Source organism: Streptomyces sp. NPDC058741 (assembly GCF_042746715.1).
Taxonomy (GTDB): domain Bacteria; phylum Actinomycetota; class Actinomycetes; order Streptomycetales; family Streptomycetaceae; genus Streptomyces.
On the sequence record NZ_JBHYQH010000027.1, the window covers coordinates 55,704 to 70,105 of the forward strand.

The following is a 14,402-nucleotide window of genomic DNA, read 5'->3' on the forward strand; positions in this document are numbered from 1 at the left end:
CAGGAGTCCCCCCGTGGCCATCTCGGTCTTCGACCTGTTCTCGATCGGCATCGGCCCGTCCAGCTCCCACACCGTCGGCCCGATGCGCGCGGCCGGCCTGTTCGTCCGGCGGCTGCGCAACGAGGAGCTCCTGGAATCCGTCGCCTCGGTCCGCGCGGAGCTGTACGGCTCGCTCGGCGCGACCGGCCACGGCCACGGCACGCCCAAGGCGGTGCTGCTCGGCCTGGAGGGGGACTCGCCGCGCACGGTGGACGTGGAGACCGCCGACGAGCGCGTGGAGGCCATCAAGGCCGGCGGCCGTCTGAACCTGCTCGGGGAGCACGAGGTCGCGTTCTCCTTCGACGACGACATGGTCCTGCACCGCCGCAAGGCCCTGCCGTACCACGCCAACGGCATGACCCTGTGGGCGTACGACGCCTGGGGCACGGAGCTGCTGACGAAGACGTACTACTCGGTCGGCGGCGGGTTCGTCGTCGACGAGGACGCGGTCGGCGCTGACCGCATCAAGCTCGACGACACCGTGCTGAAGTACCCCTTCCGCACCGGCGACGAGCTGCTGCGCCTCACCGAGGAGACCGGCCTGTCCATCTCCGCGCTGATGCTGGAGAACGAGCGGGCCTGGCGCACCGAGGAGGAGATCCGCGCGGGCCTGCTGGAGATCTGGCGGGTGATGCAGGCGTGCGTGGCGCGCGGCATGTCCCGCGAGGGCATCCTGCCGGGCGGCCTGAAGGTGCGCCGCCGGGCCGCCAACACCGCGCGCAAGCTCCGCTCCGAGGGCGCCCCGCAGGCCCTCGCCATGGAGTGGATCACCCTCTACGCCATGGCCGTGAACGAGGAGAACGCCGCCGGGGGCCGGGTCGTCACCGCCCCGACGAACGGCGCGGCCGGCATCATCCCGGCGGTTCTGCACTACTACATGAACTTCGTGCCCGGCGCCGACGAGGAGGGCGTGGTCCGCTTCCTGCTCGCCGCGGGCGCGATCGGCATGCTCTTCAAGGAGAACGCCTCCATCTCCGGCGCCGAGGTCGGCTGCCAGGGCGAGGTCGGCTCCGCCTGCTCCATGGCCGCGGGCGCCCTGGCCGAGGTCCTCGGCGGCTCGCCCGAGCAGGTCGAGAACGCCGCCGAGATCGGCATGGAGCACAACCTCGGCCTGACCTGCGACCCGGTCGGCGGCCTGGTCCAGATCCCCTGCATCGAGCGCAACGGCATGGCCGCGGTCAAGGCGGTCACCGCCGCCCGCATGGCGATGCGCGGCGACGGCTCCCACAAGGTGTCCCTGGACAAGGTCATCAAGACGATGAAGGACACCGGCGCGGACATGTCGGTGAAGTACAAGGAGACGGCGCGGGGCGGGCTGGCGGTGAACATCATCGAGTGCTGAGCCCGCCGAGGCCTCTCACCGTGCGGCACGGCACAACCGAGGGGCGAGACCGAGCACCTCTCCCTGGACGGGGCGAGGCCCCCTGTGCCGCCGGCGCGCCCGCTTCCCCGGTCACCACCTCCGCGTCCTGAATCCGCCCGCCGTTCACGAGCGCCGGGCGCCCGCCACCGCGCGCCCGGCGTGGAGCCAGCCGTCACGGGGCATCACAACATCCCCGGATCCGGCGGAACCTCCGCGGAAGCCGACTCCCCCTCCCCCACCCGCACTTCAGGGAGACCCCCATGCTGCGCGGCATCGACGTGAGCGCCTACCAGAGCTCCTCCTACGACACCGACGGCCTCTCCTTCGTCTTCGTGAAGGCGACCGAGGGCCGCTCCTACGTCAACCCCAGACTGGCGGCCCAGACCAAGCGGGCCAGAGAGGCCGGGCTGGTCGTCGGCTTCTACCACTTCCTGTGGCCGGGCAACCTCACCGCCCAGGCCGAGTACTTCGTCGGCAAGACCCCGGACCGGCCGGGCGACATCCTCGCCGTCGACTGGGAGACCACGGGCAGCGGGACGCACGCGAGCAACGCGGAGAAGGACCGTTTCATCCGGAGGCTGAAGGACCTGCGGCCGGACAACCGGGTGGTGCTCTACTGCAACCGGCACTTCTGGCTGAACATCGACACGAGCTCCCACGCGGGCGACGGCCTGTGGATCGCCGACTACGTCTCCGCCGGCGAGCCCCGGATCAAGGCGAAGTGGCGCTTCCACCAGTACACCGACGACCCGGTGGACAAGAACGTGGCCGCCTTCGGGTGCGAGGCGGCGCTGCGCAGGTGGGCCGAGGGCGCCTGAGCGCCGGACGGCTCAGCCGCTGAAGTCCGCCGTGCGCTCCGGCGACGCCTGCGCCAGGGCCTGCGTGACCTCCTCGACACCGCCGCGCAGACCGTAGACCGGGGTGCCGGGCTGCTGGCGCCAGGAGTCGTCGAGGCCGCCCGCGTCCACCGTGTCGAAGCCGAGTTCCTCGATGAGGTCCCGGACCTTCCGCTTGGCCGCGTCGTCGTCGCCGGCCACCGGCAGGGCCATGCGGTCGGGGGCGCCGGCCGGGCGCGGGCGGTCCAGGATGTCCTGGGCGAAGGTGCCGTTGAAGGCCTTGACGACGGGGTGGCCGAGCTGCCGTTCGGTCCAGCGGCTCTCGGTGAGGCCGTCGTCCTCGATGCCGTCGATCCTGCCGTCCCGCTGGCGGGGGTAGTAGTTCCCGGTGTCGATGACCGCGACACCGTCCGCCGCGCCGTCGAGCACGCCGGACGGCAGCTCCGGGACCGCCTTCAGCGGGATGGTCACCACGACCACCTCCGCGCCCCGGGCGGCCTCCCCGACCGGTACGGGCGTCGCCCCGGTCTCCTCCGCCAGGGCCGTGAGCGTGTGCGGTCCCCTGGAGTTGGCGACGGACACGTCATGGCCGAGGGCGGTGAGCCGCCGGGTCAGGTTGCCGCCGATGTTGCCCGCTCCGATGATGCCGATCTTCATGTCCTCGCCTCGCTCTTCGGAAGATGAACAGGCCTCGTGGAGCCTTATGACGTGCATCAACCTCACGGGCGGGCGCGCTATTCCGGTTCGCGCCGGACACGGCGAGGGGCCCGGTCCGCCGTGTGACAGGCCGGGACCCTCGCTTCGGGCACCGCGCACGGCGCCTACTTGTTCAGGTAGGCCCAGAACTCGTCGAAGCTCAGCTGCTTGTCGCCGTCCAGGTCGCGGGCCTTGATGACGACCTCGGCGACCGACTCGGTGACGTTCCAGTCGCCCGACTGCGCCAGGGCGGTCTTGAACTCGGCAGCGGTGATGTAGCCGTCACCGTCCGTATCGATCCGCTCGAACTGCTTGCGCGCTTCCTCGATGTCCGCCACCGATCCGCCCCTCTTCTCGTGCAGTGCGTCCCTTTGACGCAGGTCTGACGGAGGTCAGATTAGCCGCCCGCCGGAACCCGCGGCGCGGCGACCACCCCGGGCTCACCCCGGTCAGGATCTCCAGGGCGGCGGAGCGACGATCCGGGCCGGCTGGGCGTTGCTGACGATGCAGCCGGCGCGGCGCGCGCAGTCCCCGCCGTCCCCCGACGATGGCATAGGGGGAGGAGATCACGGCGCCTCCTTGGCGATCTGGCCGTGCTGGTGACGAGTTCGCGCCGGATGCCGCGGACGTGCGGGTCGGTCCGCACGGCGGGCGGGGCGACTCAGACCCGCTCCCCCGAGGCGGTGCGGGCCGTCCAGCCGCAGAAGGCGGGGCCGTGGTCGGCGACGATCAGGGTGCCGCGCATGGCCTTCCCCCTGTGTCCGGTCGGCCGGGGAGCAAAGCGGGTCGCCTGCGCGCACGTCCCGCACGAGGCGGTGCGGCTCAGATCAGCCTCCTGTCACGCAGGTCCTCGATGACGCGTTCGTTCAACGTCGGATATCGCTGGCGTGGAGGTCGGTGACGGCGATGGCCGCGCTCTCCAGGGCCTGGCGGATCGCGGTCTCGAGCGCCTGTTTGGGGACGGAGACGAGCGTGACCCCGCTGAGGGCCTCCGCCTCCCGCGCCACGAGGGGTTCGCTCCCTTCGAGCACCTGCCGGCAGCTCCCGGGTGCCCAGCACAGCGCTTGTTCGATCTTGGCGTAGCCGGCGTCCCGCACCGGCTGGGCGCGTTCGGTCCGCTTCCACGTGTCCTTGCTGATCCCCGCTTTGCGCGCCGCGGTTCGATGCCCAGGCCCAGTTCCTGCCGGCGCCGGCGAACGCGTGCGGACAGGCGATCACACGTCTGCCTGGACACCCGGCAGGCCGGGTACGTGCAACTCGCCACCGGCCTGCGCGACGGCGTCCCCGTCCACCTCGTCGCACACGGGGGTCCCCCTGCTGCCGCACCGCGCGTTCGCCGCCGCCGTGCAGCCGCACCTGCTGCGGGGGCGCGTCTACGACCTGTCCCGGCCGCTCGCCGAGCGGAGCGGCCGAGGCCGGTGCCGGCACTTCGAGGGGGAGCGCACCAGGGACGGCGTTCCCCTGCCGGCCCGGCGGGACCGCTGCGAGCGTCGCACCCTGAACAGCGTCGTCCGCCGCGCGGGGCCTCTCACCCCGGCAGAGGAGGCGCCCCGAGTCAGGCCCGGGTCAGCGGAAGACGCCGGTGTGGCCGAGGGAGTAGCGGCCGGGCTGCGGGTAGACCGCGAGGCCGTGCGGGCCGCTGCCGACGGGGATGCGGGCGAGCTGGGTACCGGTGCGGGTGTCGATGGCGTACACCTCGGCGTCGTAGCGGCCGGACAGCCACAGCACCTTGCCGTCGGCGGAGACGCCGCCCATGTCGGGGCTGCCGCCGTCGGGCAGCTTCCACTTCCCGGTCAGCCTGTCCCGGGTGAAGTCGAAGACGGAGATCGTGCCCTCGCCGCGGTTGGACACGTACATCTCGCGGGAGTCGCGGCTGACGTAGAGGCCGTGGCAGCCCTTGCCGGTGGGCATCAGGGTGGGCTCGGCGAAGGTGTCGCCGTCCAGGACCCACATGCCGTGGGCCATCATGTCGGCGATGTAGAACTTCTTGCCGTCGGGCGAGACCTTCACGTCCTGCGGCATGGCGCCCTCGAACGGCAGCCGCTGCTGTCCGACGACCTTCATCTTCTCGGTGTCCACCTTGAGCAGTTCGCCGCTGAACTCGCAGGAGACGATGAAGTAGCGGCCGTCCAGGGAGAAGTCGGCGTGGTTGACGCCGTAGCAGGAGACCGGGACCGTCTTCTTGATCTTCATGGTGTGCGGGTCGCGGAAGACCAGTTCGCGGTCGAGGGAGGCCATCACGACGGCGTACCTGCCGTTGGGCGTGAAGTAGAGGTTGTACGGGTCGTGGACCTCGACCGCCTTGCCGGCCCTGCCGGTCCTCGGGTCGATCGGGGTGAGGGAGTGGCCGCGGTTGTTGTTGACCCAGAGCGTCTTCAGGTCCCAGGAGGGCACGACGTGCTGCGGCTGGCGGCCCACGCGGATCGTCTCGACGATCTCGTAGGTCTTCGGGTCGATGACGGAGACGGTGTCGGACTCGGTGTTGGGGACGTAGACCCGGGAGGGGAAGTCCTTGACCACCGGGGACAGCTTGTTCGGGCGGTCGGCCGCGTAGACGTCCTCGGGGTCGAGGACGGGCGGCATGCCGGGCAGGCCGTCGACGGGCTTCTTCTCGGGCGGGGCGGGGACGGCGGCCTCGGTGCCGCGCGGCCGGGAGGTCCGCTCCTCGCCCGGGGTGCCGCAGGCGGCGAGGACGGCGAGGGCGGCACCAGCGACGAGGGTGCTCTTGAGGAGGTGACGGTGCATCGCTCCATTTAAGGTGCGCTTTACCGGAACATGGGCTATTCGTCCGTTCGGCGGCCGGGTGCGCCGGCACGGGGCGCCGGGCCGGGGGCTCAGCGCTCGGCGACCCGCATCTCGAACCAGGTGGTCTTGCCCCGGGGCAGCAGGTCGACGCCCCAGCGGTCGGCGAGCGTGTCGACGAGGAACAGGCCGCGGCCGCTGACGTCCAGCGGCCGCACGGGCATCAGGCACGGCAGCCCCCGGGAGGGGTCCCGGACCTCGACGCGCATCGAGCCGCGGCGCCGGTGCAGGCGCAGCCCGAAGACGCGGGCGCCGGTGTGGCGCACGGCGTTGCCGACGAGCTCGGAGACGAGCAGGACCGCGTCCTCGGTGGTCTTGGGGGTGAGGCCCCAGTGGCGCAGCACCACGATCTGGGTCAGGCGCCGGGCGGTGGCGGCGGACTCGGGGCGGGACGGCAGTGCAACCTCTGCCTCCGCCGGATTGCCGTACAAATCCAGTGCTCTGTACGCGTGTTCGTCCTCGACGGTCGGCGACCAGCGCGCCGCGGCCGCATGAGCGTGGCCCCGCGGCTGTCCCGTACCCTCCAGCCCCGCCATGCCCCCCATCATGGCCGTCCGCAGTGCCCGAGGGGGCCGTTCCCACTGAATACGCCCCTGCCGGGGGACCGCGCACGTCCTGTCGTCCGTCATGTGCCGAGGGCACTTCGGGACGCCCCGATCCCGGTCCGACCTGCTGGAACGACCATTCCGCGGCAATCGACCGGATCCCCCGGCCCGACGGGCTCAAGGTCACCTTACGGCTCCCCTCATCCGCTCCTACGGGGGACCCGCATCCGGACGCCGCGTCAATCGCCAGGCCCGCTCGGCGTCTTCCGGGGCGGGGTCAGAGGAACTTCGCCTTGCCCGGCCCCTCCTCGACGAAGCTGCGCATCCCGCGCTCGCGGTCCTCGGTGGCGAACAGGCCCGCGAACCAGGTGCGTTCGATGGCGAGGCCGGTGTCGATGTCGGCCTCCAGGCCCGTGTCGATCGACTCCTTGGCGGCGCGCAGCGCGAGGGCCGGGCCCGGCGCCAGCTTCGACGCCCAGGCGTGCGCCTGCGCGTACACCTCGTCGGCGGGCACGACCCGGTCCACCAGGCCGATCTCCCTGGCCTCGTCGGCCTTCACCATCCGGCCGGTGAAGATGAGGTCCTTGGCCTTGGACGGGCCGACCAGGCGGGCCAGGCGCTGGGTGCCGCCCGCGCCGGGGATCAGCCCGAGCAGGATCTCCGGCTGGCCGAGCTTGGCGTTCTCCCCGGCGATGCGGAAGTCGGCGCACAGGGCGAGTTCGCAGCCACCGCCCAGCGCGTAGCCCGTCACGGCCGCGACGACCGGCTTGGGGATCCGGGCGACGGCCGTGAAGGAGTCCTGCAGGGCGCGGGCGCGCAGGACCATGGCGGTGTGGTCCATCGCCTGCATCTCCTTGATGTCCGCGCCGGCCGCGAACACCTTCTCGCCGCCGTAGACCACCACGGCCCGCACGTCCTCGCGGCCCGCGGCCTCCTCGGCGAGTTCCTTCAGCCGGTCCTGCGTGGCGATGTCCAGCGCGTTCATGGGCGGGCGGTCGAGACGGAGGGTGCCGACGCCTTCAGCGACTTCGAGAGAGACGGTCATACGCAGCAGGTTAACGGGGACTAACGGCTCGGGCCCCGGTGCGCTGCGTCACACCGGGGCCCATCACGTCAGCCTGGGAGCAGGCGGGGAGCTACTTCTTCCACTTCTCCCACGACATGTTCCAGCCGTTGAGTCCGTTGTCCGGGTCGACGGTCCGGTCCTCGGAGTTCTTGACGACCACCACGTCGCCGACCATCGAGTGGTCGAAGAACCACGCGGCCGGCACCTTCTTGTCCCAGCCGCCGCGCACGTCGCGCAGGCCGACGCAGCCGTGGCTGGCGTTGTACTCGCCGAAGGCGCCGCCCGCCCAGTAGTTGCCGTGCAGGAAGGTGCCGGAGGTGGTGAGGCGGACGGCGTGCGGGACGTCCTTGATGTCGTACTCGCCGCCGTAGCCCACCGTGTCGCCGTTCATACGGGTGACCTCGAGCATCTCGCTGATGACCATCTGGCCGTTCCAGGTCTCCATGCCGGGCTTGCCGGTGGTGACCGGGATGGTCTTGACCGTCCTGCCGTCCCGCGTGACCTTCATCGTGAGCTTCTTGGCGTCGACGACGGAGACCTGGTTGCGGCCGATGGTGAAGTCGATCTCCTTGTCCTGCTCGCCGTAGACGCCGGGGCGTCCCTCGACGCCGTCGAGGTTGAGGTGGACGGTCACCTTGGTGCCGGGCTTCCAGTACTTCTCGGGACGGAAGTCGAGGCGGTCGTTGCCGAACCAGTGGCCCTCGACCTCGACGGCCGGCTCCGTCGTGATGCGGACGGCCCTCTCGACCTCGTCCGGGCTGGTGATGCCCCGCGAGAAGCGGAGCGAGAACGGCATGCCCACGCCGACCTCGGAGCCGTCCTCGGGGGTGAAGGTGCCGGTGAAGGTGTTCTTCGGGGTCAGCGTGGTGAAGCCGGAGTCCTCGGCCGCCGTGCGGCCCTCGGAGTCCTTGGCGACCGCGTGGACCGTGTACTTCGTGGCACCGGCGAGGTGGGTGGACGGCGTCCAGGTGGCGCCGTCGCCGGATATCCTCCCGGCGACCTTCCTGCCGTCGGAGTCCTTGACCTCGACCTCGGTCAGCCTGCCCTTGGTGGCGGAGACCTTCAGCGCTCCGCTGGTGTCGACCGACGTGGCGCCGTCCTTCGGCGCGACGGCGACGACCGCCTCGGACTGCCCGCTCCGCGCGGCGTCCGCGGCCCCGCCCTTGCCGCCGTCCGCTCCGGCACCGGATCCGGTGTCCCCGCCGCCGCACGCCGTGACGGCGAACAGCAACGCGCCGACGGCCGGCGCGAGCCATGCGTTCCTGCGTCCAACCGACGTCGCCGATATCGGTCGCCCGTTCACGTCGATGTACCCCTCCCCAGGCCTGGCCAGGCCCACTCCCCGGCGCGTTTCCCCAGCGCACCGGCGAATAGTAACCACGGGCGACCCGGCCCCGGCGGCCCGCGAATGTCACCGTTCGGTCCCAACGAACGCCGGGTCAACCCGCCGCGCGGCCGGTTCACTTCACCGCGCTGCCCGCCTTCCACGCATTCCAGCCCATATTCCATCCTCCGAGTCCGTTGTCGGGAGCGACCCTTTTGTCGTTGCTGTTGACGACCTCCACGACGTCCCCGACGAGGCTGCGGTCGAAGAACCAGCCGGCCGGGGTGGCCGGGCCGCCGCCCTTCACGTCGCGCAGCCCGATGCAGCCGTGACTGACGTTGGTGCGGCCGAAGACGCTGGCGTGGGCCCAGTAGTTGCCGTGCAGGAAGGTGCCGGAGTCGGTGAGGCGCATGGCGTGCGGGACGTCGGCGATGTCGTACTCGCCCTTGCCGTCGCGTTTCTTGAAGCCGACCGTGGCCCCGTTCATCCGCGTGACCTCGAGCATCTCGGTCACCACCATCTTCCCGTTGTACGTGGTGGTCTTCGGGGCTCCCGCGGTGACGGGCACGGTGGCGAGCGGCTCGCCGTCGCGCCTGACCTCCATGGAGTGCGCGGCGGCGTCGACCACGGAGATCTGGCTGCGGCCGATGGTGAAGGAGAACGTCTTGTGCTGCAGGCCGTAGACGCCCGGCGCTCCCCTCACGTCCCGCAGCCGCAGGTCGACGGTGACCCTGGTACCGGGTTTCCAGTAGTGCTCGGGGCGGAAGTCCAGCCGCGTCCGGCCGAACCAGTGGGGGCGGATCTCGACGGGTGGGCGGGCGGTGACCCGTACCGCGCGTTCGACGGCCGCCCGGTCGGTGATCCTCCGGTTGAACTCCAGGGAGACGATCATGCCGGTGCCGACCGTGGCGCGGTTCTCGGGCGTGACGTAGCCGATGAATCGCTCCTCGGGGACGTACGTGGTGAAGGTGGTGTGCCGGGCGGAGCGGCGGCCGTCGCCGTCCACGGCCACCGCGTCGACCGTGTACTCGGCGCCGAGCGCCAGCCGCTTCTCCTCGGGCTCCCAGGTCAGGCGGTCGGCGGAGAGGCGCCCGGGGACGGGGGTCTCCTGCGCGTCCTGCGACCGGACGACCCTCACCGACTCCAGCCGGCCGTCGGGCACACGCACCCGCAGCCTCCCGCCGGGGCGCACACCCCTGCTGCCGTCCCCGGGCGAGATCTCGATGGCGTCCTCGGGCGCCGGGGGCGCGCCGAAGAGCCCGGCGATCCCGCCCGCGTCGTCCGAGGTACAGCCCGTGGCCCCGGCCAGGAGCCCTGCCCATGTCACTACGGCGGCCAGCGCGGCCCTCGCGCGCCGTGCGCGCCCTTGTACGTGCCTCACGAGGTGCCCAACGACCGGCCGTGTCCCCGGGAAACGACCATGCCCGCCCTCCGGGGAAACGTGAGTGCGACCTACGCTCTGGGCAGAACAGTGGGGAGGACGACGCGCAGGGGAGCCGCGACCCGGGCCGCAGCACGGGGCCGCGCCCCTCTGTCCCCCGTCGTTCCACGAGCCGCGGGAGGCTGAAAGGTGTCCAGCGCAGCCGAGCAGGAGGCGGTGGCCGGTCCTCGGGCCACCGGGAACGGGCGCCAGGCCGCCGCCGTGAACGGCGGGCGGCGAGCCGCGCCGCCGCCCGCGGTGCCCGCCCGGCCGGGCACGCCGACGCCGCTGGGCGCCCGGTTCCGGGCCGGCCCGGACGGGGTCGCCGGCACCAACTTCGCCCTGTGGGCGGGCGGGGCCGAGGGCGTCGAGCTGTGCCTCTTCGACGAGGCGGGCAAGGAGTCGCGGGTCCGGCTCGCCGAGCTGACCCACGGGATCTGGCACGGTTTCGTCCCCGGTGTGCTGCCCGGGCAGCGCTACGGCTACCGGGTGCACGGCCGCTGGGACCCCTGGACGGGCGCCCGCTGGAACCCGGCCAAGCTGCTGCTCGACCCGTACGCCCGCGCGGTGGACGGCGACTTCCGCCTGCCGCCGGAGGTGTACGGGCACGTCCGGGACTGGCCGCAGCAGCACGTCGCCGACACCGTCCGCGACGACCGCGACTCGGCGCCGTACGTCCCGAAGGGCGTCGTCGTCCACGACGACGACGACTGGTCCGACGACCGCCGCCCGAAGACGCCGTGGGCCGACTCGGTGCTCTACGAGCTGCACGTCAAGGGCTTCACCCGGCGGCACCCGGGCGTCCCCGAGGAGCTGCGCGGCACGTACGCCGGCCTCGCGCACCCGGCCGCGATCGAGCACCTGGTGACGCTGGGGGTGACGGCGGTGGAGCTGCTGCCCGTGCACCAGTTCGCGCACGAGGACCACCTGCTGCGCCGCGGCCTCAGGAACTACTGGGGCTACAACTCCGTCGGCTACTTCGCCCCGCACGCGGACTACGCGTCCTCCGGGACCCGGGGCCAGCAGGTCGGCGAGTTCAAGCGGATGGTGCGCGCGCTGCACGCGGCCGGGATCGAGGTGATCCTCGATGTGGTCTACAACCACACCGCGGAGGCGGGCGAGCTCGGCCCGACCCTGTCCCTGAAGGGCATCGACAACCGCGGCTACTACCGCCTCCAGGACGACGCCCGCCGCTACGCCGACTACACCGGCTGCGGCAACACCCTGCACGTGGTCCAGCCGCAGGTGCTGCGCCTGATCACCGACTCGCTGCGCTACTGGGTGACGGAGATGGGCGTGGACGGCTTCCGCTTCGACCTGGCGGCGGCGCTGGCCCGCTCCATGCACGACGTGGACATGCTCTCCCCGTTCCTCGCGGTCATCGCCCAGGACCCGGTGCTGCGCCGGGTGAAGCTGATCGCCGAGCCGTGGGACGTGGGGTCGGGCGGCTACCAGGTGGGGGCGTTCCCGCCGCTGTGGACGGAGTGGAACGACCGGTACCGCGACACCGTGCGGGACTTCTGGCGGCACGCGCTGCCGGACGTGCGGGAGATGGGCTACCGGCTGTCGGGCTCCAGCGACCTGTACGCCTGGGGCGGGCGCCGGCCGTACGCCTCCGTCAACTTCGTCACCGCGCACGACGGCTTCACCCTGCGCGACCTGGTCAGTTACGAGCACAAGCACAACGAGGCCAACGGCGAGGGCAACCGGGACGGCACGCACGACAACCGGGCCTGGAACTGCGGCGCCGAGGGCGAGACGGACGACGAGGGCGTCCGGGCGCTCCGGCGCCGGCAGCTGCGGAACCTGCTGACCACGCTGCTGCTGTCCACGGGCGTGCCCATGCTGGTCGCGGGCGACGAACTGGGTCGCACCCAGCGCGGCAACAACAACGCCTACTGCCAGGACAACGAGATCAGCTGGGTGGACTGGGAGCTGCTGGAGGACCCGGGCTGGAAGGCACTGTTCGCGCTGGCCTCGCGGCTGATCGCGCTGCGCCACCGGCACCCGGTGCTGCGGCGCCGGGCGTTCTTCTCCGGCCGCGCCCAGGCCCCGGACGGGCTGCGCGACCTGGCCTGGTTCACCTCCCGGGGCACCGAGATGACCGAGCGGGACTGGTACGCGCCCGCCGCCACGCTCGGCATGTACCTGTCCGGCCGGGACATCCCGGGCCGGGACGAGCGAGGCGCGCAGATCCTCGACGACAGCTTCCTCGCCGTGCTGCACGCGGGCGGGGAGGAGGAGACCTTCGTGCTGCCGGGCCCGCCGTGGGCGGAGCGGTACGAGGTCGTCGTCGACACGAGCCTGGAGGAGCAGAGCGGGGCGCCGGGTGTGGAGCATCCGGCGGGGGCGGAGATCACGGTGCCGGCGCGGGCGGTGCTGCTGCTGCGGGTGGCGGGCTGACGGCGGCCTTCAGCGCAGGATGCCCCGCCGGTACGCCGTCGCGACCGCCGCCGCGCGGTCGTTGACGCCCAGTTTGGCGTACAGGTGGGTGAGGTGGGTCTTGACGGTCGCCTCGCTGATGAACAGCTCGCGGGCGATCTCGCGGTTGGAGGTGCCCCCTGCGACCAGGGCGAGGACTTCGCGCTCGCGGGCGGAGAGCTGCTCGCCCCCGGGGGATCGCGGGGTGCGTACCGCCGAGACCAGCCGGGAGGCGACGGCCGGGGAGAGGACCGTGCGGCCCCCGGCCGCCGCCCGGACCGCGGTGAGGAGGTCGTCGCGCGGGGCGTCCTTGAGGAGGTAGCCCGTCGCTCCCGCCTCGATCGCGGGGAGGGTGTCGGTGTCCGTGTCGTACGTCGTCAGCACGAGGACCTTCGCCCGCGCGCGGCGGCGGGTGAGCTCGGTGATGGCGTCGACCCCGCCGCCGCCCGGCATCCGCAGGTCCATGAGGATCACGTCGGGGTCGAGGGCGGCGGCCCGCTCCACGGCCCGCACGCCGTCGGCCGCCTCGCCCAGGACCCGGAAGCCCGGCGCGGACTCGAACATGCCGCGCAGGCCGTCGCGGACGACGGGGTGGTCGTCGACGATGAGCACGGTGATCGCGGCGTCGTCAGTCATGGCGGACCAACGGTACGCGAGCGCAGACCGCCGTACCGAGGCCCGGTTCGGACTCGACCGTGAGGGAGCCGGCGATGCGCTCGGCGCGGGCGCTCATGCCGGGCAGGCCGAAACCGCCGGTGCCGGTGCGCTCCCCGGTGGCGGCCCGGTCGAAGCCGCGGCCGTCGTCGCGGATGTCGAGGATGACCTCCTCGCCGAGGAAGGACAGGGTGACCCCGGCCCGGGCGGCGTCCGCGTGCCGGGCCGTGTTGGACAGGGCCTCCTGGACGATCCGCAGGAGCGTGGCCGCGACCTCCCCGTGGAGTTGCTCGGCAGTGCCGGTGACCGTGAACTCGGCCCGTACGCCCGTCCGTTCGCCCCACTCGCCGACCGTCTTGCGCAGGGCTTCGGGCAGTCCGGCGTCGGCCAGCGCCATGGGGGCGAGGTTGTGCACCGAGCGGCGGGCCTCGCCGAGGCTGTGCCGGGCCAGGTCCGTCGCGCGGAGCACGTGGGCGCGGGCCCGGCCGGGGTCCGGGGTGTTGGCCACGACCTGGAGCTGGGCGATGATGCCGGTCAGGTCCTGGGCGAGGGTGTCGTGGATCTCGGCGGCCAGCCGGCGGCGCTCGTCGGCGACCCCGGCCTCCCTGGCCCGCGCCAGCAACTGGGTGTGCAGGGCGGCGTTCTCGTCGAGGGCCCGCCGCAACGCCGCGTTGGTCCGCTCCAGTTCGGCGATGGTCGCGGTCTGGAGACGGTTGCGTTCCTCCTCCCGCGCGGCCAGCTGCCCGAACACGGCCAGCAGCGCGAGGTGGACGCAGAGCAGCCCGCCGAACAGCAGCCAGGCCGACGGCCCGCGCAGGGGCATCCCGCCGGCCTGGGACCCGGCGACGACCACCGCGGTGGCCACCGGCCCGGCCTTGAGCGCGCGGCCGCGCAGCAGCCGGTCGGGGCCGAGGTACCCGGCGGCGGCGTAGAACGCGAAGAACGGGTTGCACCAGCTGAGCGCGAATCCCAGCGCCCAGCGCGCGAAGTAGTAGCGGGTGCCCGCCGCCGACGGGGCCGGGGGCCGGTCGCGGGACCAGCGCCCGAACCACAGCTGCAGGACGACCGCGGCGCCGGTCAGGACGAGGGCCGTGTACCGCTCCGCCGTCGTCATGCCGACCGGATCGGCCGTCGCCAGCGACAGCACCGCGCCGGCCGCCAGCATCCCGTGAGGGCCCCGGCGCAGGTACGCGGTCCACCGCTGTTCGACTCCCGCCACGTCCGCCATCCCGTCAG

Annotated in this window: 13 protein-coding genes and 1 pseudogene; 4 read left to right on the plus strand and 10 right to left on the minus strand. The window is 72.5% G+C overall.

Annotated elements, in window-relative coordinates; genetic code table 11:
- The first annotated feature begins 13 nt into the window (after positions 1–13).
- Positions 14–1,381 (plus strand): L-serine ammonia-lyase, encoded by a 1,368-nt coding sequence (locus tag ACFW6P_RS21515; protein ID WP_386356482.1) that lies wholly within the window; start codon positions 14–16, stop codon positions 1,379–1,381.
- 281 nt (positions 1,382–1,662) lie between these two features.
- A complete protein-coding gene (locus tag ACFW6P_RS21520) occupies positions 1,663–2,220 on the plus strand; it encodes a glycoside hydrolase family 25 protein (protein ID WP_386356484.1) in 558 nt (185 codons plus the stop codon).
- Between the two features lie 12 nt (positions 2,221–2,232).
- Here the strand turns inward: ACFW6P_RS21520 and ACFW6P_RS21525 are convergent, their stop codons facing one another.
- The 3 genes from ACFW6P_RS21525 to ACFW6P_RS21535 all read right to left on the minus strand — a co-directional run bounded on the left by ACFW6P_RS21525 (position 2,233) and on the right by ACFW6P_RS21535 (position 3,965).
- Positions 2,233–2,895 carry an NADPH-dependent F420 reductase gene (locus tag ACFW6P_RS21525; protein ID WP_386356486.1) on the minus strand — a complete coding sequence of 221 codons (663 nt, stop codon included), beginning with the start codon at positions 2,893–2,895 and terminating at the stop codon, positions 2,233–2,235.
- Positions 2,896–3,059: 164 nt separating this feature from the next.
- On the minus strand, positions 3,060–3,272 hold the full coding sequence (locus ACFW6P_RS21530) for an EF-hand domain-containing protein (protein WP_386356488.1): 213 nt from the start codon (positions 3,270–3,272) through the stop codon (positions 3,060–3,062).
- 528 nt (positions 3,273–3,800) lie between these two features.
- Positions 3,801–3,965 carry a hypothetical protein gene (locus tag ACFW6P_RS21535; protein WP_386356490.1) on the minus strand — a complete coding sequence of 55 codons (165 nt, stop codon included), beginning with the start codon at positions 3,963–3,965 and terminating at the stop codon, positions 3,801–3,803.
- Positions 3,966–4,278: 313 nt separating this feature from the next.
- On the opposite strand from ACFW6P_RS21535, the pseudogene ACFW6P_RS21540 reads away from it, so the two are divergent.
- Positions 4,279–4,461: pseudogene (locus ACFW6P_RS21540) on the plus strand (phiSA1p31-related protein); the annotation flags it as partial.
- Positions 4,462–4,500: 39 nt separating this feature from the next.
- Here ACFW6P_RS21540 and ACFW6P_RS21545 read toward each other — a convergent pair.
- The 5 genes from ACFW6P_RS21545 to ACFW6P_RS21565 form a co-directional block, all read right to left on the minus strand.
- Positions 4,501–5,679 (minus strand): YncE family protein, encoded by a 1,179-nt coding sequence (locus ACFW6P_RS21545; RefSeq protein WP_386356492.1) that lies wholly within the window; start codon positions 5,677–5,679, stop codon positions 4,501–4,503.
- Between the two features lie 89 nt (positions 5,680–5,768).
- Complete coding sequence (locus tag ACFW6P_RS21550; protein ID WP_386356494.1) at positions 5,769–6,272, minus strand: ATP-binding protein; 504 nt, start codon at positions 6,270–6,272, stop codon at positions 5,769–5,771.
- 286 nt (positions 6,273–6,558) lie between these two features.
- Positions 6,559–7,326: an enoyl-CoA hydratase/isomerase family protein gene (locus ACFW6P_RS21555; protein ID WP_386356496.1), complete on the minus strand. Its 768-nt coding sequence runs from the start codon at positions 7,324–7,326 to the stop codon at positions 6,559–6,561.
- Positions 7,327–7,417: 91 nt separating this feature from the next.
- A complete protein-coding gene (locus ACFW6P_RS21560) occupies positions 7,418–8,650 on the minus strand; it encodes an Ig-like domain-containing protein (RefSeq protein WP_386356498.1) in 1,233 nt (410 codons plus the stop codon).
- Positions 8,651–8,807: 157 nt separating this feature from the next.
- Positions 8,808–10,052, minus strand: a complete 1,245-nt coding sequence (locus ACFW6P_RS21565; RefSeq protein WP_386356500.1) for an Ig-like domain-containing protein — start codon at positions 10,050–10,052, stop codon at positions 8,808–8,810.
- A gap of 189 nt (positions 10,053–10,241) precedes the next feature.
- On the opposite strand from ACFW6P_RS21565, the gene glgX reads away from it, so the two are divergent.
- Positions 10,242–12,494: a glycogen debranching protein GlgX gene (gene glgX, locus ACFW6P_RS21570; RefSeq protein ID WP_386356502.1), complete on the plus strand. Its 2,253-nt coding sequence runs from the start codon at positions 10,242–10,244 to the stop codon at positions 12,492–12,494.
- 9 nt (positions 12,495–12,503) lie between these two features.
- Here glgX and ACFW6P_RS21575 read toward each other — a convergent pair whose 3' ends face one another.
- The gene (locus ACFW6P_RS21575) at positions 12,504–13,148 is read right to left on the minus strand and encodes a response regulator (protein WP_386356505.1); all 645 of its coding nucleotides are present in this window, start codon (positions 13,146–13,148) and stop codon (positions 12,504–12,506) included.
- On the minus strand, positions 13,141–14,394 hold the full coding sequence (locus tag ACFW6P_RS21580; RefSeq protein ID WP_386356538.1) for a sensor histidine kinase: 1,254 nt from the start codon (positions 14,392–14,394) through the stop codon (positions 13,141–13,143). Before ACFW6P_RS21580 ends, ACFW6P_RS21575 begins: the two co-directional genes overlap by 8 nt.
- Positions 14,395–14,402 lie beyond the last annotated feature (8 nt).